The 18,539-nt window shown below is 53.2% G+C and carries 17 protein-coding genes; 16 read left to right on the top strand and 1 reads right to left on the bottom strand.

The features are described from left to right. The first annotated feature begins 90 nt into the window (after window positions 1-90). The 14 genes from JOE21_RS01090 to JOE21_RS01155 all read left to right on the top strand — a co-directional run bounded on the left by JOE21_RS01090 (window position 91) and on the right by JOE21_RS01155 (window position 16,081). Window positions 91-1,614, top strand: coding sequence for an ABC transporter ATP-binding protein (locus JOE21_RS01090; RefSeq protein WP_309861274.1), 1,524 nt, complete (start codon window positions 91-93; stop codon window positions 1,612-1,614). Then, window positions 1,614-2,672: an ABC transporter permease gene (locus JOE21_RS01095; RefSeq protein ID WP_309861277.1), complete on the top strand. Its 1,059-nt coding sequence runs from the start codon at window positions 1,614-1,616 to the stop codon at window positions 2,670-2,672. The genes JOE21_RS01090 and JOE21_RS01095 overlap by 1 nt, the downstream gene beginning before the upstream one ends. Beyond that, a complete protein-coding gene (locus JOE21_RS01100; protein ID WP_309861280.1) occupies window positions 2,672-3,604 on the top strand; it encodes an ABC transporter permease in 933 nt (310 codons plus the stop codon). The genes JOE21_RS01095 and JOE21_RS01100 overlap by 1 nt, the downstream gene beginning before the upstream one ends. A 268-nt stretch (window positions 3,605-3,872) precedes the next feature. After that, window positions 3,873-5,174, top strand: coding sequence for an EF-P 5-aminopentanol modification-associated protein YfmF (yfmF, locus tag JOE21_RS01105; protein ID WP_309861282.1), 1,302 nt, complete (start codon window positions 3,873-3,875; stop codon window positions 5,172-5,174). After that, the gene (yfmH, locus tag JOE21_RS01110; protein WP_309861285.1) at window positions 5,161-6,456 is read left to right on the top strand and encodes an EF-P 5-aminopentanol modification-associated protein YfmH; all 1,296 of its coding nucleotides are present in this window, start codon (window positions 5,161-5,163) and stop codon (window positions 6,454-6,456) included. Before yfmF ends, yfmH begins: the two co-directional genes overlap by 14 nt. 109 nt (window positions 6,457-6,565) lie before the next feature. Beyond that, window positions 6,566-7,321 carry an elongation factor P 5-aminopentanone reductase gene (gene ymfI, locus JOE21_RS01115; protein ID WP_309861288.1) on the top strand — a complete coding sequence of 252 codons (756 nt, stop codon included), beginning with the start codon at window positions 6,566-6,568 and terminating at the stop codon, window positions 7,319-7,321. A gap of 76 nt (window positions 7,322-7,397) precedes the next feature. Next, window positions 7,398-7,661 carry a DUF3243 domain-containing protein gene (locus JOE21_RS01120; protein ID WP_309861291.1) on the top strand — a complete coding sequence of 88 codons (264 nt, stop codon included), beginning with the start codon at window positions 7,398-7,400 and terminating at the stop codon, window positions 7,659-7,661. A 168-nt stretch (window positions 7,662-7,829) separates the two neighbouring features. Beyond that, on the top strand, window positions 7,830-8,603 hold the full coding sequence (locus tag JOE21_RS01125) for a DUF3388 domain-containing protein (RefSeq protein ID WP_309861294.1): 774 nt from the start codon (window positions 7,830-7,832) through the stop codon (window positions 8,601-8,603). Between the two features lie 30 nt (window positions 8,604-8,633). Then, window positions 8,634-9,833 carry a helix-turn-helix domain-containing protein gene (locus JOE21_RS01130; protein ID WP_309861298.1) on the top strand — a complete coding sequence of 400 codons (1,200 nt, stop codon included), beginning with the start codon at window positions 8,634-8,636 and terminating at the stop codon, window positions 9,831-9,833. Between the two features lie 45 nt (window positions 9,834-9,878). Beyond that, a complete protein-coding gene (locus tag JOE21_RS01135; RefSeq protein ID WP_309861300.1) occupies window positions 9,879-11,027 on the top strand; it encodes a helix-turn-helix domain-containing protein in 1,149 nt (382 codons plus the stop codon). A 125-nt stretch (window positions 11,028-11,152) separates the two neighbouring features. Next, the gene (locus tag JOE21_RS01140; protein ID WP_309861302.1) at window positions 11,153-11,989 is read left to right on the top strand and encodes a helix-turn-helix domain-containing protein; all 837 of its coding nucleotides are present in this window, start codon (window positions 11,153-11,155) and stop codon (window positions 11,987-11,989) included. Window positions 11,990-12,561: 572 nt separating this feature from the next. Continuing rightward, window positions 12,562-13,146 (top strand): CDP-diacylglycerol--glycerol-3-phosphate 3-phosphatidyltransferase, encoded by a 585-nt coding sequence (pgsA, locus tag JOE21_RS01145; RefSeq protein ID WP_309861305.1) that lies wholly within the window; start codon window positions 12,562-12,564, stop codon window positions 13,144-13,146. A gap of 104 nt (window positions 13,147-13,250) precedes the next feature. Beyond that, the gene (locus JOE21_RS01150; RefSeq protein WP_309861307.1) at window positions 13,251-14,504 is read left to right on the top strand and encodes a competence/damage-inducible protein A; all 1,254 of its coding nucleotides are present in this window, start codon (window positions 13,251-13,253) and stop codon (window positions 14,502-14,504) included. After that, on the top strand, window positions 14,501-16,081 hold the full coding sequence (locus tag JOE21_RS01155) for a DEAD/DEAH box helicase (RefSeq protein ID WP_309861310.1): 1,581 nt from the start codon (window positions 14,501-14,503) through the stop codon (window positions 16,079-16,081). The genes JOE21_RS01150 and JOE21_RS01155 overlap by 4 nt, the downstream gene beginning before the upstream one ends. Window positions 16,082-16,177: 96 nt before the next feature. Here JOE21_RS01155 and JOE21_RS01160 read toward each other — a convergent pair whose 3' ends face one another. Further along, window positions 16,178-16,459: a metal-sulfur cluster assembly factor gene (locus tag JOE21_RS01160; RefSeq protein ID WP_374709308.1), complete on the bottom strand. Its 282-nt coding sequence runs from the start codon at window positions 16,457-16,459 to the stop codon at window positions 16,178-16,180. 326 nt (window positions 16,460-16,785) lie between these two features. Between JOE21_RS01160 and recA the strand changes: the two genes are divergently transcribed. Further along, window positions 16,786-17,859: a recombinase RecA gene (gene recA, locus JOE21_RS01165; RefSeq protein ID WP_309861316.1), complete on the top strand. Its 1,074-nt coding sequence runs from the start codon at window positions 16,786-16,788 to the stop codon at window positions 17,857-17,859. 30 nt (window positions 17,860-17,889) lie between these two features. After that, complete coding sequence (locus tag JOE21_RS01170) at window positions 17,890-18,537, top strand: RecX family transcriptional regulator (protein WP_309861317.1); 648 nt, start codon at window positions 17,890-17,892, stop codon at window positions 18,535-18,537. Window positions 18,538-18,539 lie beyond the last annotated feature (2 nt).

The raw sequence follows: 18,539 nt of genomic DNA on the forward strand, positions 1-18,539 counted from the left end.
GAGACTTCCACTGTACCAAACAGATTTGAAGCGGAACAGGGCTAGCCGTGAGCTAGCCCTGTTTCGCCGGTAAGAGAGGGGGATAACAGGATGAATGTCGTAGAAATGAAAGGGATTACGAAACGATTCCCCGGCGTTGTCGCCAATGACAACATTCATTTGACCGTAAAGCAGGGAGAAATTCATGCTTTACTCGGGGAAAATGGTGCCGGAAAATCCACCTTGATGAATATCCTGTTCGGTTTATACCAACCCGACGAGGGTGAAATTCTCATTAAGGGAAATCCCGTCACCATCACCGGTCCAAACGATGCCGGACGCCTGGGCATCGGAATGGTCCATCAGCACTTCATGCTGGTGGAACCCTTTACAGTCACCGAGAATATCATTCTCGGTGTGGAACCGAGCCGTCGCGGAATGATCGACCGTGAAAAAGCGGAACAGGAAGTGCAAGCCATATCGGACCGATACGGGTTAAGAGTCGATCCCCGAGCCAAGATCCGCGATATCTCTGTGGGAATGCAACAACGGGTGGAAATTTTGAAAACGCTGTATCGAGGTGCCGATATCGTGATCTTGGACGAGCCTACCGCGGTCTTGGCTCCCCAGGAAATTGACGAGCTGATCGAGATTATGAAGAATCTCGTCCAAGAAGGAAAAACGATTATCTTTATTACTCATAAACTGAAAGAAATTATGCGTGCCTGCGATGCTGTTACCATTATCCGCCGCGGAAAAACCATCGGTTCTGTCAGAGTGGCAGAAACCGATCCGAATCAACTCGCATCCATGATGGTAGGACGGGAGGTTTCCTTTCGGGTGGACAAGAAGCCGGCCTCTCCTCAAGAGACGGTATTATCGGTGGAGAATCTGTTTGTCGCCGATGCCCGTGGGGTGGATGCTGTAAGGGGCCTGGACTTGGATGTCCGTGCCGGAGAGATTGTCGGTCTAGCCGGAGTGGACGGTAATGGACAGTCGGAACTGTTGGAAGCGATAACCGGACTGCGTAAATCCCATGCGGGTCACGTGCGGTTGAACGGAAAAGAGATCACTAACCAAAAGCCGAGGCAGATCACCCGCGCCGGAGTAGGCCATATCCCGGAAGATCGTCATCGCCGCGGGTTGGTACTCGACTTCTCCATCGGGGAGAACATGGTATTGCAGACGTACCATCAGTCCCCCTTCTCCAAAGGAACGGTCATGCAATTTTCGCAGATTTATCGCTATGCAAAAAAGCTGATCGATGAGTTTGATGTCCGCACGCCTGATTTGCATACCTTGGCTCGAGCCTTGTCGGGGGGGAACCAGCAAAAAGGGATCATCGCCCGGGAAGTGGACCGGGACCCCGATCTACTCATCGCAGCCCAGCCCACCCGCGGTTTGGACGTGGGGGCGATTGAGTTTATCCATCGTCGTCTCATCGAGCAGAGGGATAAAGGCAAAGCAGTGCTCCTGATGTCGCTGGAATTGGACGAAGTGCTGAAATTGAGCGACAGGGTAGCCGTTATTTATGAAGGGAAGATTGCCGGATGGGTGGATCCGGCCACCGTAACCGAAGAGGAAGTCGGGTTGTTAATGGCCGGTGGTCGAACCGGAACGGAGGTGGACGCCTGATGCAGGTACTCTCGAAAATCAATAAACAATCCACTCTGCTCTCTTCCGTTATTTCCGTCTTGCTCGGGATGCTGGTGGGAGCAGTATTGATGATCGCGGCGGGGTACAATCCCATCCTAGCCTATGGAGCGCTTTTTAAAAGTGCTTTTCTGCAACCCTATGACATGGGTGAAACCATACGAACGATCACTCCCTTGATTCTGACAGGTTTGGCGGTAGGGCTGGCTTTTCGGACGGGATTGTTTAACATCGGGGTGGAAGGGCAATTTATTATCGGTCAGTTGACGGCGGTGATCGTGGCTCTGAAACTGGACCTTCCTCCCGTTCTTCATGTGACGGCTGCGGTGCTGGCTGGAGCATTGGGGGGAGCGTTGTGGGCCGCTTTGCCGGGTTTGCTAAAAGCGACTCGGGGTGTCCACGAGGTGATCACCACCATCATGATGAACTTCATCGCCCTCTATCTGGCTAATGTTACGGTGCGGACCTGGTTGACCAGCGGGGCGGACTCCACCTCCCGCATCCCGGAATCGGCATCGCTGCGGTGGGATTTCCTGTCGTCGATGTTTGAAGGCTCACGTATTCACCTGGGGATTTTACTGGCGCTCTTAGCCGCATTTTTTATGTATTTTCTCCTTTGGCGCACCACCCTGGGCTTTGAATTGCGGTCCGTGGGCCTTAATCCTCACGCTTCGGAATATGCGGGAATGAGCGTGAAACGGAACATCGTGTTGTCCATGATGATCAGCGGAAGTTTTGCCGGAATCGCCGGTGCGTCCGAAGTGTTGGGAACCGCCGGATATCTATCGATCCAAGGGGCTTTCACGGGAATCGGCTTTGACGGAATCGCCGTTGCCCTCCTGGGTGCCAATGCCCCGCTGGGGATTCTGCTAGGCGCCACCCTGTTCGGAGTTCTCACCTATGGCGGCAGCAACATGCAGTTCGCCGCCGGAGTTCCCTTCGAAGTGGTCCGAGTCGTGTTTGCGGCGATCATCCTGTTTGTAGCCGCCAACATCTCCGGCTGGATCATGCAGAAGTTTAAGAAGGGAGGGAAGAAGTGATGGATATGTTGACCAGCATACTGCAAACCACCGTTCTTTACGCCACTCCGCTGATCTTGGCGGCAATGGGCGGACTGTTTTCCGAGCGGTCCGGGGTGGTAAACATCGGACTGGAAGGGTTGATGACCATCGGGGCATTTACCGCTGCCATCTCAACGCTGGCGACGGGCAATCCCTGGGTGGGACTGCTGGCGGCGATGTTGGCGGGGATCCTGTTTGCCATCCCCCACGCGGTTGCTTCCATCACCTTTCGAGCTGACCAAGTGGTGAGCGGGGTTGCGATTAACTTCTTGGCTTTGGGGATTGCCGTCTACCTGGTGAAATCGATGTATGAGGGAGCCGCCCAGACGCCGGCCATCGCCGATACGTTGAAGCGGCTGCCGATTCCCGGTTTAAGTGAGATTCCGGTGATCGGTCCCGCCTTGTTCAACGCATTCCCCACTACGTATATTGCCGTTTTGGTCACCATTCTTTCTTTTTTCATCCTTTACCGTACACCTTTCGGCATGCGGCTGAGAGCCGTGGGGGAACACCCGAGGGCTGCGGAGACGAACGGAGTATCCGTCATTCAGATGCGCTATATTGCTGTTCTGGTCAGTGGAGCGCTGGCTGGAATTGGGGGTGCGGGGCTCTCCATCGCGATTGGAAGTGAATTTAACCAGACAACGGTTGCCGGACAAGGATTTATCGCTTTGGCCGCCTTGATTTTTGGGAAGTGGCATCCTTTCGGTGCGTTCGGTGCGGCCACCTTCTTCGGGTTTGCGGTTTCCCTCGCCCTCATCGGCCAACTGATCGGGTTGACCGCGTATGTACCCAGTGAGGTGTTGAGTATGCTGCCGTATATCTTGACGATCTTGGCACTGGCCGGATTCGTGGGACGTGCGGAAGCACCTGCTGCTATCGGAAAACCATACGAAACGGATAGTCGGTAATGCCGGATAAACATGATCGATGATCCTAATCGGATAAATTCCCGCTTCTATCGGCGGGAGGGCTCATAGAGTGAAAATGTTATTCTTAAACTGCGACCGCTTTTCCGGCGGTCGTTTTTTGTTGGATTAGGGAAACATTTCTCGGATGGTCGGTCATACTATGGAACAAAAGGACGACAATTTGAGAGGAGGGAATGCTGTTACTTTTCTAGGGGGGATCCCTTCCTCTATAATGAAAGTACATCAGATAATGAAAAGGGGTGTGGTTGTGACGGAAGCTTTGCATTTTGAGAGCTTTGAGGCGGGAAATGCCCGCATTCACATCTGTTCAACGGAAAAATTTAAAACCAACCTGCTGATGGTGATGGTTCAGCAAAGTCTCTCTCCCGAGACAGTGACACGGCATGCTCTGTTGCCCAGCGTGCTGCAGCGGGGAACACGAACCTATCCGACCACTGTGGGGCTGAAGCGGAAATTGGATGAGATGTACGGAGCGAATCTGTTTGGTGATGTCACCAAACGCGGGGAAAACCATGTGATGCAGCTGGGACTGGAAGTGGCCAATGAACGGTTTTTAACCGGAACCTCTTCCCTGCTGGAAGAAGGGGCTGCTTTTTTAGGAGAGATTCTCACACAGCCGGCGATCGATGGGGAACGGTTTGCCGACGGCTTTATCCAATCGGAAAAAAAGAATCTGAAGCAAAAAATCGAGAGCCTCATGGATGATAAAATCCGTTATGCCGCCCATCGCTGCGTATCCGAAATGTGTGCGGGCGAGCCCTATGCTCTCTTCAACCACGGAAGGTTGGAGGATTTGGACGAGATCGATTCCGAAAATCTCTATACATACTATCGTGAACTGCTCCGAACCCGTCCGCTTGATTTGTATTTTATCGGTCATCTGTCCCGTACGGAAGTGGAATCGCTGGTAAAGCGCCACTTTGATGTGGGAAGCGGGAATCGAACCCCTGTGCCGTCTCCGTTGGTTCAATCGGAAGTGAAGGATGTCAAGCGAGTGGTCGATCGGCTGGACGTCAATCAGGGTAAATTAAATATGGGTTATCGCACACCCGTTACCTATGCAGATGATACGTACCCGGCTTTGCTGATGTATAACGGGATTTTGGGTGGATTCCCCCATTCCAAGCTGTTTGTCAATGTTCGGGAAAAAGCGAGCCTCGCCTACTATGCCGCATCCCGCATCGAGAGCCATAAAGGGATCCTGACGGTTCAGTCAGGGATTGAGATCGACAATTACCAGCGGGCAGTAGATATCATTCAGGAGCAGTTCGACCTGATGGCCCAAGGGAAATTTAATGAAACCGAGTGGTCACAGACGCGGGCGATGCTGATTAACCAACTGCGGGAACGGCAGGATCGGGCATATGACTTGATCGATGCCCACTACCACGGAGTGATATCCGGGCGAAAGCGGTCTCTGGAACAGATGGTCCGGGAACTGGAGACGGTCACCCGTGACGATGTGACAGCGATCGCTCAACAAGTGAAACTGGATACGATCTACTTCCTGCGGGACCAGAAGGAGGAAGCGGCCCATGGATCGAATTGAACACCGGCAGTTGGAGGAAACGCTGTTTTACGAAAAACTGCCCAACGGTCTCCAAGTGTACCTGTTGCCCAAACCGGGTTTTAATAAAACCTATGCGACGTTCACCACCCGATACGGTTCGATCGACAATCACTTTCAGCCTCCTGGAGGTGAGAAGATCCGGGTCCCGGACGGAATCGCACATTTTCTGGAACACAAGATGTTTGAGGAAAAAGACGGGGATGTTTTCAGCCGCTTTTCCAACCAGGGGGCTTCCGCCAATGCGTTTACGAGCTTTGACCGGACGGCCTATCTGTTTTCCTCCACGGGTAACGTAGAAAAAAACGTGACCACGTTGATCGACTTTGTGCAAGACCCCTATTTTACGGATCCATCGGTGGAAAAGGAAAAAGGGATTATCGGTCAAGAAATCCGCATGTATGACGACAATCCTGATTGGCGTTCTTATTTCGGGTTGATTGCGGCGATGTTCGCTGAACATCCGGTAAAAATTGATATCGCCGGGACGGTGGAATCCATCGCCAAGATCGATAAGGAGACGCTTTACACTTGTTATGAGACGTTCTACCACCCCAGTAACATGCTGTTGTTTGTGGTGGGGCCAATTGACCCTAAATCGATCATGGAGTTGGTTCGCAAGAATCAAGAAACCAAGCCATTTGAGGCGATGGGGGAGATCAAACGGTTCTTTCCCGAAGAACCGGAGGGCGTGGATCAGGCTAAAATGGAGATTCGCCTAACTGTGGGGATCCCTAAATGCTTGTTCGGGTTTAAAGAAAGCCGGAATGAAGTCGGATTACAAGGGGAAGAGCTGGTTCGTCGGGAATTGGCAACCGAGGTGATGTTGGAGGCCATTTTCGGGGAAGGTTCCGATCTGTACCAATCCCTTTACGACGACGGACTGATCGATGATCACTTCGGCTATGATTACAGTCTGGAACGGGGTTATGGCTTTTCCATCGTGGGAGGAGATACGCCCGATCCTGAGACGCTGGTGGACCGAATCCGGTCGGCATTGCCCAAAATCCAACAAGAGGGGATCCCGACGGAAGTGGTGGATCGGATCCGCAAGAAAAAAACGGGCGGTTACATGCGTTCGCTTAACTCCCCGGAGTGGATTGCCAACCAATTCACCCGTTATCAATTCAATGGTGCCAATCTGTTCCAGGTGGTGCCTCTGCTGGAGTCCCTCTCGGCGAATGAGGTCAACCGACGGCTGCAAGATCATATCGATTGGGATCGGTTTGCCGTATCCATTGTACGGTCTCAGGAAGCGAAGTGAATGTCTGCCGGCTAGCTGATCCGCGCTGACCCATAAATCGTCGTCAACAGACTCACCGCGCCCGCCGGGCGCGGCTTTTCTTAAGCAGTAAACCAGGAGGAATCAAAATATGGAGAAGATGCTGTCGGGTCAAATCGCCTTGATCTCCGGCGGCAGCCGAGGAATCGGTGCGGCTGTGGCCGCCAAACTGGCGGAAAGAGGGGCCGTCGTTGCGGTCGGCTACCACCAGTCCAAAACCCAGGCGGAAGAAGTGGTACGCACCTGTCGCGAGTACGGGGTTGAATCCGTCGCCATACAAGGGGATGTCCGGTTCCGCTCGCAGGTGGAAGCCATGGTGGATCGGATAGAAGAAATCTGGGGCCCGCCTTCGATTTTGGTACACAGCGCAGGAATCACGGGAGAGAGCCCGGTGTTTCAAGAGGTGGTTGATGACGAATATGATCGGGTGATGGATACACATGTCCGCGGGGCGTTTTTTTTAATCCGGCGGACGTTGCCCGCCATGGTGCGAAACCGGTTTGGTCGAATGATCCTCCTTTCGTCGATCTGGGGCGAGTCCGGCGGTTCCGGGGAAGTTCTTTATTCCGCTGCCAAGGGTGCGATCAATGGGATGGTCCGGGCTTTGGGAAAGGAGACGGCTCCATCGGGGGTTACCGTCAACGCAGTAGCCCCCGGGGCGATTCAAACCGATATGTTGGATGGTCAACTGACGGCGGAAGAGAAACGGGCTTTGGTGGAGGAGATCCCTGCGGGACGGTTGGGACATCCAGCGGAAGTAGCCTCCATGGTTTGTTGGCTGTGCGGCCCCGATGCAGGATATATCACCAGTCAGGTACTTCATATCAATGGTGGATGGGCTCCATGAGGTTCGAATAGATCTCTCCATTTTGGATCATATTATCCATAGAAGGCAGGTTTATGGAAAAGGAGGGGAAGTGCCCATGTCGGTATTGAACAACTTTGAGGAATGGAAAAGCTTCCTGAACCAGCGGGTGGAACAAGGACAGTCCCTGGGGATGGATAAAGAAACAATTAATGATGTCGCTTACCAGATCGGTGATTACTTGGCTCAGGATATCGATCCCAAGAATGATCAGGAACGTTTGTTAAAAGAGCTGTGGAATTGCGCGGATGAAGAAGAGCAACGCATGATGGCCGGTTTGATGGTGAAATTGGTTCACGGCGGGGAACAACGTCAACATTAAAAACCTTTAATTGGAAACGCCCTTTATCATGAAGGGCGTTTGTTTTATTTCTTGGGCGTATAGGGTTCGCTTCTTCTTAAACATGTGATATACTAAATACCAAATTTGCTCGGTCTGGCAATCTACTGAACAATTCGACAGAAGGTCGGTTTTGAAAGGTGTGTTGGAATGGGCGGCCACGATTGGTATTTGGAATATCAGATTCATAAGAATCGTCCGGGTTTGTTGGGTGATATTGCCTCATTATTAGGGATGCTTTCCATTAACATCCTAACGATCAACGGTGTGGAAAATAAACGGCGGGGAATGTTGCTCAATACCGATGATGAGGAGAAGATCCACGCATTAAAGCAAATTCTGAATCGCGTGGACAATATTACGGTTACCGCCATCCGTCCTCCGACACTCATGGATCGTATGGCGGTTCGCCATGGACGCTACTTAGACCGTTGTCTGGAAGATGAACGAACATACCGCTTTACCCGTGAAGAGCTCGGCCTTTTGGTAGACTTCATGGCCGAGCTCTTCCAGAAAGACGGACACCAAGTGGTGGGAGTGAGGGGAATGCCCCGTGTGGGCAAGACCGAATCGATCGTCGCTTCCAGTGTCTGTGCCAATAAACGATGGACCTTTCTGTCTTCCACGCTACTGAAACAAACGGTTCGCAAACAATTGGCTGACGACGAGATGACCCCCAACAACGTTTATATCATCGACGGAATCGTTTCCACCTTGCGGTCGACGGAACGGCATCACATGCTGGTTCAGGAGATTATGCGCATGGGAGCGACCAAAGTAATTGAGCACCCGGATATCTTTGTCCGGGAGACGGAGTTCTCCTTTGAAGACTTCGATTACATCATCGAGCTGCGCAATCACCCCGATGAGGCCATCTCGTACGAGGTGTTGGACAACGACATAGCAGCTTTTGACATACGATAGTCAGGAAGGAAAACAGGAGGTGTGTCCCATATGTCAGGTATCGGATCCTATCTAAGACAAACGCGTGAATCCATGGGTTACTCCTTGGATCAGGTGCAGCAAAACACCAAAATCCATATCGAGTACCTGCGTGCTTTGGAAAACGATCAGTTTGAGTCCTTGCCCAGCCCCTTTTATGTCCGGGCATTTTTACGCACATATGCCCACAGTTTGGGTTTGGACGCGCAGCCGTTGCTGGATCGTTACGAGCGTTTTGCGGTGGCGGGACGCCCGTCCGGCCGTCGTTCGACCCAGCCGCCGCGTCAGGGAACCGGGAGGCAGCCGGTACAACCCCCTTCCCGCAATCGCATGTCCGGGGGACACCCCCGCATCGGACGTACTTATTCACCCCAGTCGCAGCGGATGGCACCGCCGTCTCGGCCCCCTCAACAACCAGTGGATGACCCGCATTCGGAAACCCAGCCCTTTTTTGAGGGTCAGACCCAACCCTTCCAGCAGGGTAAATCACCCATGCAAGGGACAGGCCCTAACCGGGTGGCCCACGATCCCGGTTCGGCTCCTCCGCCGGGACAAACCACTCAACGATTTCAGGTTCCACCAGTCGGGCAACAGACGGGTGGACGGCAGATTCCGCCGCAAGGGGAACAGTCTGTCAGCCAAAACACCTTTACTCCCCGCCGTGTGAGCCAAGAGGTGAGCAAAGGGATCGAACAGGGAGATGGCAAGCCGAAGAAGAAAAAGGCCAATTGGTTGGTGCGCGTGGCCGCTGTCGGTGCCCTGATTTTGATTCCTGTTGGAGTCTACGCAGCGGGTCTGTGGCCGGGTCAGGATACTGCGGCTGATACAGAGCAGCAGGACGATGCGGATACCGCCGGCAGCAGCACCCCGAAGGTGGACGCCCAAACCCCTGAACAGGTCAAGTTGCAAGTGACAGAAGCAGGCAGTGACGTAGAAGGGGATCTCTACACGCTGAGCGGGGCGGAACAAATCGAAATCGAGATCAAGGCAAACAAAGGGGAAAGCCAACTTCGCTTCGGCAGTAAAGTGAACGATCCCAAAGGGGAAACCTTTGAGCTCAAAGTGGGAGATCAACGAAAGATTACGGATAAAGAAGTGGTTTGGTTCCGATTGGGGAAACCTTCCAATACCGAAATCAAAGTGAACGGTCAGGAGATCGACACAACTGCCCAGGATGTTCCTAAAAGCTATCGCATTCAATTGGAGAAATAATTCATCACACCTCATAAACGATAATGACAGTAGGAGGTGGGCCGGGTGTCGATAGAAATCGGTCACCGGCTCAAGCAAGCCAGGGAATCGTTGGGTTATACCTTGGAGGAGATGGCAGGGGAAATCCAGATTCCGGCGGCATACTTGGCTGCATTAGAAGCCGGGGATTGGCAACATATGCCCAGTCCCTATTATGCCCGGGCCTACCTGCGGACGTATGGGACTCGTTTAGGGCTGGATCCGAGATCCTTGGTTCAACATTTGCAGCGGCCTGGTGTAGGCGGGCAGGGTTCACAGACACACCGCCCATCCCGTCTTTCTCAATCGCAGTTGGCAACCAATCGGAGGGGGCGAGTTTCCCCTGATCCTCCCATAGGGGAGGGGAGGCAACGAAACGTTTCGCGCCAGATGATCCCTCCATCAGGGGGGATGGAGGAAACGGTTTCAGGAGAATCCCCCGCTCTTTCCAGAAGGGAAGGTGTCGCGCGTCGGCCTACCCTCCCTCCGGACATGCCGGAGCCGCAGGAGTTGGGTTTGTCTCCTCGGACCAGACAGATCCAGGGTTTATCGGATGAGGAAGGGCATGGAGGAAAAGAACCACCACTTCGTCGAAGCGATAAAGCCAACGGTGGGGGAACCCCGTCACGCACCTCTCGTTCCAAGCGGAGTCAGGAAGAAAATGACAAGAATACCACGTTAGGAACGTGGTATACCCGATTCCTCATCGGTGGTGCCGTTTTGTTGATCCCGGCTACTGCGGGGTTGGTTTGGTTAATGGTTTTCAGCGATGCGGATGAACCGGCCAATCCGGAACCTTCCGACCAACAAACCGTTGAGGAAGGGGAGGAAGGTTCGGGAGATGAGGCCCCAGAAGCATCCGGTGCGATTCTGACTCCCCTGGAAAGGGGGAGCAACGGTCCGGATCGTTATGAATTAACCAATGTGGACCAGATTGAATTGAAGCTGACAGCCAAAGGGGAGTGTTGGTTTCAAATTCGAAACCAGGAAGTCGGAGGCATGTTGGAGGATAAGGTGTTAAAAGCCGGGGATGTGTTCCCGTTCTCCTATCAGGATGGACAAACCTTGTGGCTCCAATTGGGTAGTGCCTCCAATGTGGACGTGACCGTGAACGGGCAAAAAGTGAACACAAACTATCCAGGTAGCAAACAGATCGAGATTAATTGGGCGAAGTAAGGCTCTCGGATATCCCTCGGGAGCCTTTTGACATGAGTGTTTACGCTTCGTTATACTAAACGGGAACAAGACACAGTGTGAGGCTTGGCGGGACGTCTCCGGAGGATTCCCAGGAGGCGCAGGAGGTGGCAACCGGCATGTCCAATCCGACGGATCAATTGCGAGCAGCGAGGGAACGCGCCGGGCTCTCGTTGGAAGATGTACAGCAGCAGACCAAGATTCAGGTTCGATACCTGGAGGCGATTGAGAGGGGAGATTTCCAACGACTGCCGGGAAGCTTTTACGGTCGGGCGTTTATCCGTTCATATGCGGAGTACTTGGGTGTTCAACCGATGCCCCTGTTGAAATATTACGATCAAATGACGCAAACGGCTTCCGATGAGGGAGAAGAAGAGACAGCACCGCTCCCATCTATCAGCCGTCGGCAACGATACGCCCAAAAAGCAGGGCGAAAGCGGGCGAAAGGTTTCTCTCTGCCCTTCACCTTTTCACGATCCTATGCCTGGCTTCTTCTGGTGGTGTTTATTCTTTTGATCCCGACTGTCATCTACGCATTCCATGTGTTTGGTAACGAAGGGGGAGAGGAAGAAGAAACATCCGGCCAGAAAGTCCAAGCCGCTCCTCAAGATCAAGAAGACAGCGAAGCGAATGTGCAACTGGTTCAAGCCGCTGAAACCTATGAGTTCGGGGATGTATTTGAGATTACGAATGCCGAGCAGGTGGAAGTGACGCTGGAAGCCAAAGGGAACACTTGGTTTCGGTATCGTGCCGGCGGACCCAAAGAAGCTGTAACCGAAGAGGCAGACCTGGCGGCGGGGGAAACGAAAACGTTTGAACACCCGGAGTGGATTTCTCTTCTGATTCAAAATCCCGATCTTGTGCAATTGAGAGTAAACGATTATGTCATTGATACATCAGAAACCAAAAAGTCGCAAGCGTATCAATTGAAATTAAAGAGATGATAAAACGGGGGTCCATTCCCCGTTTTTTTAACTGGAAAGATATGCGTTGTTTTCATGAGTGCACTTTCCGAGTGCAAGTCTCGCCTGTTACTTCGTTTCCAGGTCTCGCGATCCGGGGGAGGTCTTTCACCTCTTGCAAGTCCGGTCTGTTTATGGGTACAATGAAAACACTGAGTGCGGAACCGCTGAAATTGAATAGGCGAGTAAGAAACTCGTTCAATGATTGGTTCTCGGGATTATACCTTGACGGGAAGCCTCAGAAGAGGGGGATCTCCTCCCTCTGACCCGGGAAGTCGTCGACCCCCCATGGAAGGATAGGGGAAGACTTTCGGATGAAATGACGAAAATGGGAACGTGCGCGTCCACCGAGCCCGCCAGCGTGCCGGGCTCGTTTTGCCTCTCCGGTGTCCGGACACCGGGGCACCCTATTGGGGGGGCTGGGAAATTGGCTTCGATCCCGTCGCCACACCCGCTCCCGTTTAACATGATCCGTCGCGCTCAACGACCGCGGGGTGTTGGCATTCCATGTAACATCCGGCGTGTTTTGATTTCGCGGGGGGAGGTTTGCCGACGTGAATCTGGCCAATAAAATCACCCTTGCCCGCATCTTTTTGGTGCCGGTGATCATGATTTTCCTTCTGGTCAACGTGGATATGGGGCAAATTAAGGTGGGGCAAGGCGTCATCACAGTCAGTGAGTTGATCGCCACCCTTGTATTCATCTTGGCTGCTGTGACTGATGGTCTGGATGGGTATATTGCCCGGAAGAAAAAATTGGTCACTAATTTGGGGAAATTTCTGGACCCATTGGCGGATAAATTGTTGATTTCCGCTGCTTTGATCTCTTTGGTGGAGATGCAGCGGTTGGATGCGTGGATTGCGATTGTGATTATCAGCCGCGAGTTTGCCGTCACCGGTCTGCGCCTGGTAGCGGCGGCTGAAGGTCAAGTCATTGCCGCCAGTCGGATGGGCAAACTAAAAACAATCGTCCAGATTATTGCCATTGCAGCCTTGATGCTGAACAATTTCCCCTTCTCTTCCATCGCATTTCCTTTTTCCCAGATATTTATCTGGTTAGCGGTCGTGATCACGGTATGGTCGGGTATCGATTATTTCATTAAAAACCGACAAGTGATCCGGTTTTCCAGAACGCGGTGAACAGTGCAGAGGATTCCCTTTCAGGACGATAAACGAAAGGGGCTTCGCCAAGGTTGCCCTTTTTAGGGCGGGAGAGGCTTCGCTCAAAAGGAGAGGTGGATGGGTTGCGGGCCGAATTGGTAGCGGTGGGTACGGAACTGTTGTTGGGACAGATCGTGGATACCCACTCTGCGTATTTGTCACGCTTTTTGTCTGAACTAGGGATCGATGTGTATTACCATACATCGGTTGGTGATAATCGGGAGCGATTGAAGGATGTAATCCGGACGGCGCAATCCCGCTCTGATTTGGTGTTGTTCACTGGTGGTTTGGGTCCGACCGAGGACGACCTGACGAAGGAAGCGGTCGCCGATGTGTTGGGTCTGGAGCTGATTGTGCACCCCCCGTCTGTACAAGCGATGGAAACGCTGTTTACCAAACGGGGATTGGAGGTTCCGCCATCCAATTACAAACAAGCACTGGTGTTTCCGGGAGGAACGGTTTTCTCCAACCCCAACGGAACCGCTCCAGGAGTGGCCGTTACCCATGAAAGAACTACTTATATCCTTCTGCCGGGGCCACCGGTGGAACTTTACCCGATGGTTGAAAACGAGGTGCGTGTTTTCCTGGAGCGGTTGCGCCCGTCCAATGAAGTGCTTCTTTCCCATGTACTTCGCTTTTTTGGAATCGGGGAGTCGCATTTGGTGGAGCGGATTGCTCCCATGATTCGCGATCAGGCGAACCCGACCATTGCTCCTTTGTCGAAAGAAGGGGAGGTCACAGTGCGCCTGACTGCCAAAGCTCCGGATCACGAGCGGGCGTGGACGTTGATCCGACCTGTCAAAGACACGATCGTGGACGAGGTAGGTCAACACCTTTACGGTGTGGATGACGACACATTGGAAGTGGTGGTGATCCGGGCACTGGCCGAAAAAGGGAACACGCTTGCAGTGGCGGAGAGTTGTACGGGCGGTCTGATCGCCCGGATGCTTACATCCGTCCCCGGTGCTGGCAGTGTATTTCCGGGCGGGGTCGTCACTTACAGCGATGAAGCCAAACATGAATGGTTGGGGGTTTCAAAAGAACAGATTGAAACGGATGGAGCGATCAGTGAATCCGTTGCCCGTTCAATGGCGAAGGGTGCGATGGATCGACTGGATGCGGACTGGGGCATCAGTGTTACCGGTGTGGCGGGGCCCGATCCCGCCGAGGGGAAGCCTGTAGGTTTGGTTTATCTGGGAATCGCGGAAAAGGGGCGTCAGACAAGCGTGCACCGCTTGTCCCTGCGGGGTTCCAGGGAAAAAATTCAGATCTGGGCTGCCAAGCATGCTTTGTTTATTCTACTAGAACGTTTAAAGAAAGGTGAAACGACGCGATGAATTTTGAGTCTTTCCAACTGGATTCTTCCATTTTAAAAGGAGTCCGCGAGATGGGGTTTGAAGAACCTTCTCCCATCCAGGCGGAATGTATTCCCGCTGTTCTTCGGGGAGAGGATGTCATCGGTCAAGCGCAGACCGGTACCGGCAAAACGGCCGCCTTTGGGATTCCGCTCCTGGACCACGTTGATATACGCCGACGCCAGGTGCAAAGCGTGGTTCTTGCACCGACGCGGGAGTTGGCCATTCAGGTCTCTGAAGAGCTTCGTAAAATCGGCCGTTCCAAACGGGTGATTACGCTTCCGATCTATGGCGGTCAATCCATCGGCCGGCAAATTAAGGCATTAAAGCAGGGAGTCCATGTCGTGATCGGGACACCCGGCCGCATGTTGGACCATCTGCGCCGGGGGACTTTGAAACTAGATGATGTAGAGATCATGGTGTTGGATGAAGCCGATGAAATGCTGGACATGGGTTTCATCGATGATATTGAAGCCGTGATGAAATTTCTTCCGGAATCCCGTCAGTTGTTGCTCTTTTCGGCAACCATGCCTCAGGGAATCCGCCAACTGGCACAAAAATACATGCGTAAACCCCGCTATATCACCGTAAGTCGGGGGGAAGTGACAGCCCCGGTGATTGAGCAGGTGTACTACAAGGTGTTGGAAAACGCGAAGCTGGAGTCCCTGTGTCGGATCCTGGACAGTGAGGAAGTGAGCCAGGGTATCTTGTTTTGCCGGACCAAAAAAGGTGTGGACGAACTGGCAGAAGCACTGACGGCCCGCGGGTATCTGGCAGGCGGTTTACATGGGGACATGGCCCAGCAGCAGCGGGACCGGGTGATGAACGCATTCCGCCGTGGAGACGTGGAATTGCTCGTGGCAACGGATGTGGCTGCACGGGGGATCGATGTGGGCAATATCTCCCATGTGATCAACTATGACATCCCGCAGGATTCGGAAAGCTATGTCCATCGGATCGGACGTACGGGCCGCGCTGGCAGGACCGGGATCGCTTTGACGCTGGTGACACCTCGTGAGATGAAACAATTGCGATCCATCGAGATTGAAATCGGTGACCGTTTGACCAACCGTGAGCTGCCCAGTTTGGAAGAGGTGGCCGAACGGCAGCAGCAGGTGCTGACGGAGCAGTTGGAGGAGATTATCCAATCCGATGATCCGGCTTCCATCTTCCAGGAGATGGTGGAGGCGCTGACGGCTAAGTATGACCCTGAAAAAGTGGCGGTTGCGGCTCTGCAGATGGCATTTGCCGACCGCTTCACCTCCGGTAACGATGCCGTCTATGACTTCGGCGAAACCGGTGCATCTCCGGGAATGGTTCGCTTCTTTATCAATGTGGGTCGCAATGCCAACATTCGTCCCCCTGAATTGGTGAAAGCGATCGCGGAACAATCGGGGATTCATCCCAAGAAGGTGGGGCGCATTAACATCTACGACCGGTTCTCCTTTGTGGAAGTGCCGGATGAAGCGGCTCCCTTTGTATTTGAAGCTCTCCGCCAAACGAAGATCAACGGGGCCCGGGTAAACCTGGAACCGGCCCGCCCCCGCAATCGCAACTGATACAAAAACAAAAAACCGACGCCTAGATGAAACGGGCGCCGGTTTTTTGTTCCGCTTTTTCTCCTGTAAGCGGGTGATCATTAGCGGGCTTGACCTTTAGTGAATGCCCAAAGCCATTTTGGCATAGCGGGACATACGGTCCTTAGACCACGGGGGGTTCCAGACGATGTTCACTTCTACGTCCTTGACGCCATCGACGGATTTGCAGGCGGCAGTCACCATCTCGTTAATCATCCCGGCCAAGGGGCAACCCATGGCGGTGAGGGTCATGGTTACTTTGACATTGCCCTCATCATCGGCTTCTACGTCGTAAACCAAGCCGAGGTTGACAATATCAATATGAAGTTCCGGATCTTCCACGGTTTCCAGGGCTTCCATCACTTCATCCTGGATTTTTTCTTTATCCAATTTCTTCGCACTCCTTTATGAAGGTGTGTTGATCCATTCTTAGGGGTGACAGAGCTGCACCACCCTTCCCGCATTTACACGGAAAATGGAATGATCAGGCAGCTCTTGTACCCATCCTGTTCAGCTCATTCTTTTGTTTCCCTTATCTTACGATCATAATCCTACTCTAACATAATGGTCTGGTTCGTAAAAGACAGCAGACAAACAATCGAATAAATGTTCGTAAATGATCTTGGCACAGATCTGAAAACACGGTATGATGGGGGTATCCAAAGGGACGAAGGAGTGGTCCAGACATGTCCGAACGCCGTCAGGCATTAGATATGGCCTTGAGACAGATTGAAAAGCAATTCGGAAAAGGTTCGATCATGAAGATGAGCGAGGGCGGCACCCACCAGGTGGAGACGATCTCCAGCGGAGCGTTGGCCCTGGATATTTCATTGGGAATCGGCGGTTATCCTCGGGGCAGGATTATCGAAGTGTATGGACCGGAATCTTCCGGTAAAACGACCGTGGCACTCCATGCCATCGCCGAGGTGCAGCGAGAGGGAGGACAAGCGGCTTTTATCGATGCCGAACACGCCCTGGATCCGGTATATGCGGAGAAGTTGGGAGTTAACATCGACGAGTTGTTACTCTCTCAGCCCGATACAGGAGAGCAAGCATTGGAAATCGCCGAAGCGCTGGTGCGTAGTGGCGCCATCGATATCATTGTCATTGACTCGGTGGCCGCACTGGTACCCAAGGCGGAGATCGAAGGGGAGATGGGGGATTCTCACGTCGGTTTGCAGGCCCGTCTCATGTCTCAGGCGTTGCGGAAGCTTTCCGGTGCGATCAGCAAATCCAAAACGATCGCGATCTTTATCAACCAGATCCGGGAAAAGGTCGGGGTGATGTTCGGCAATCCGGAGACCACTCCCGGCGGCCGCGCCCTCAAGTTTTACTCCAGTGTCAGACTGGAAGTGCGCCGCGCCGAGACGATCAAGCAAGGAAATGAAATGGTGGGGAACCGCACCCGGATCAAAGTGGTGAAGAACAAGGTGGCCCCACCCTTCAAGCAGGCGGAAGTGGATATCATGTACGGAGAAGGCATCTCAAGGGAAGGAAGCATTCTGGATATCGGCAGTGACCTGGATGTGGTGAAAAAGAGCGGTGCCTGGTATTCCTTTGACGGGGACCGATTGGGCCAAGGGCGGGAAAACGCCAAGCAATTCCTTAAGGAAAACCCCAAGGTGTCTCGCCGTATCGAAAACAAGATCCGGGAGCATTTCAACTTGAGTGTGTCACCGGAAGAAGAACCGGCGGAAGAGCCGAAGAGCAAGAAAAAGAAAGAGGATACGGAAACGCTCTCCCTGGATTTGAAAGAATAAACTGATGGATAAAGGAAGGGTCGAACACCGATGGAGACGGGAACGATCACGCGCATTGAGAGACAAAAGAGCGGGGCGCCCCGTTACAATATCCACATCGACGGTGAATACCGGCTGGCTGTTCATGAAGATGTGCTGGTCCGATTCGCCCTGTCCAAAGGGATGAAAGTGGATCCCGATGAATGGAAAGCCATCTTGGAAGAGGAAGAAGCCAACAAGGCGAATCAAGCCGCCCTGCGCTTCCTGGGAATCCGCCCTCGTACAACAGCGGAAGTGGAACGGCATTTGACTGGAAAAGGATTTGCTTCCCGTCATATCGCGTCCGTCCTCTCCCGTATGAAACGAGAGGGATACCTGGATGATCGCCGTTTTGCTCGGGAATGGGTAGAGGAACGAAGCAGACGAAAGGGTTACGGCCCTCTCCTGTTGCGGCAGGAGCTGGAGCAAAAGGGGATTTCTCCGGAATGGATCGAAGAGGCTTTGCTTCGGCTGGAGGGGGATGAAGAGTCCCGGATCCGGGAAGTGGCGGAAAAGCGGTACGCCCGACTCCGCCGATACTCCTGGCCCACGGTGGAACGCCGCCTGGGCCAGTATTTGTTGAGGCGGGGCTTTCCTGCTTCAAGGGTTTATCCGGTGCTGCGGGAGCTACAGGCGCGACACCAAGGAGAAGAGGAGTGAAG

The organism is Desmospora profundinema (assembly GCF_031454155.1).
Taxonomy (GTDB): Bacteria; Bacillota; Bacilli; order Thermoactinomycetales; family DSM-45169; genus Desmospora; species Desmospora profundinema.

Bases quoted from the DNA above. Each gene is read 5' to 3' on its own strand.
- JOE21_RS01090 (WP_309861274.1), top strand. From the start codon at position 91: ATGAATGTCGTAGAAATGAAAGGGATTACGAAACGATTCCCCGGCGTT.
- JOE21_RS01095 (WP_309861277.1), top strand. From the start codon at position 1,614: ATGCAGGTACTCTCGAAAATCAATAAACAATCCACTCTGCTCTCTTCC.
- JOE21_RS01100 (WP_309861280.1), top strand. From the start codon at position 2,672: ATGGATATGTTGACCAGCATACTGCAAACCACCGTTCTTTACGCCACT.
- yfmH (WP_309861285.1), top strand. From the start codon at position 5,161: ATGGATCGAATTGAACACCGGCAGTTGGAGGAAACGCTGTTTTACGAA.
- ymfI (WP_309861288.1), top strand. From the start codon at position 6,566: ATGGAGAAGATGCTGTCGGGTCAAATCGCCTTGATCTCCGGCGGCAGC.
- JOE21_RS01120 (WP_309861291.1), top strand. From the start codon at position 7,398: ATGTCGGTATTGAACAACTTTGAGGAATGGAAAAGCTTCCTGAACCAG.
- JOE21_RS01125 (WP_309861294.1), top strand. From the start codon at position 7,830: ATGGGCGGCCACGATTGGTATTTGGAATATCAGATTCATAAGAATCGT.
- JOE21_RS01130 (WP_309861298.1), top strand. From the start codon at position 8,634: ATGTCAGGTATCGGATCCTATCTAAGACAAACGCGTGAATCCATGGGT.
- JOE21_RS01155 (WP_309861310.1), top strand. From the start codon at position 14,501: ATGAATTTTGAGTCTTTCCAACTGGATTCTTCCATTTTAAAAGGAGTC.
- JOE21_RS01160 (WP_374709308.1), bottom strand. From the start codon at position 16,459: ATGGAAGCCCTGGAAACCGTGGAAGATCCGGAACTTCATATTGATATT.
- recA (WP_309861316.1), top strand. From the start codon at position 16,786: ATGTCCGAACGCCGTCAGGCATTAGATATGGCCTTGAGACAGATTGAA.
- JOE21_RS01170 (WP_309861317.1), top strand. From the start codon at position 17,890: ATGGAGACGGGAACGATCACGCGCATTGAGAGACAAAAGAGCGGGGCG.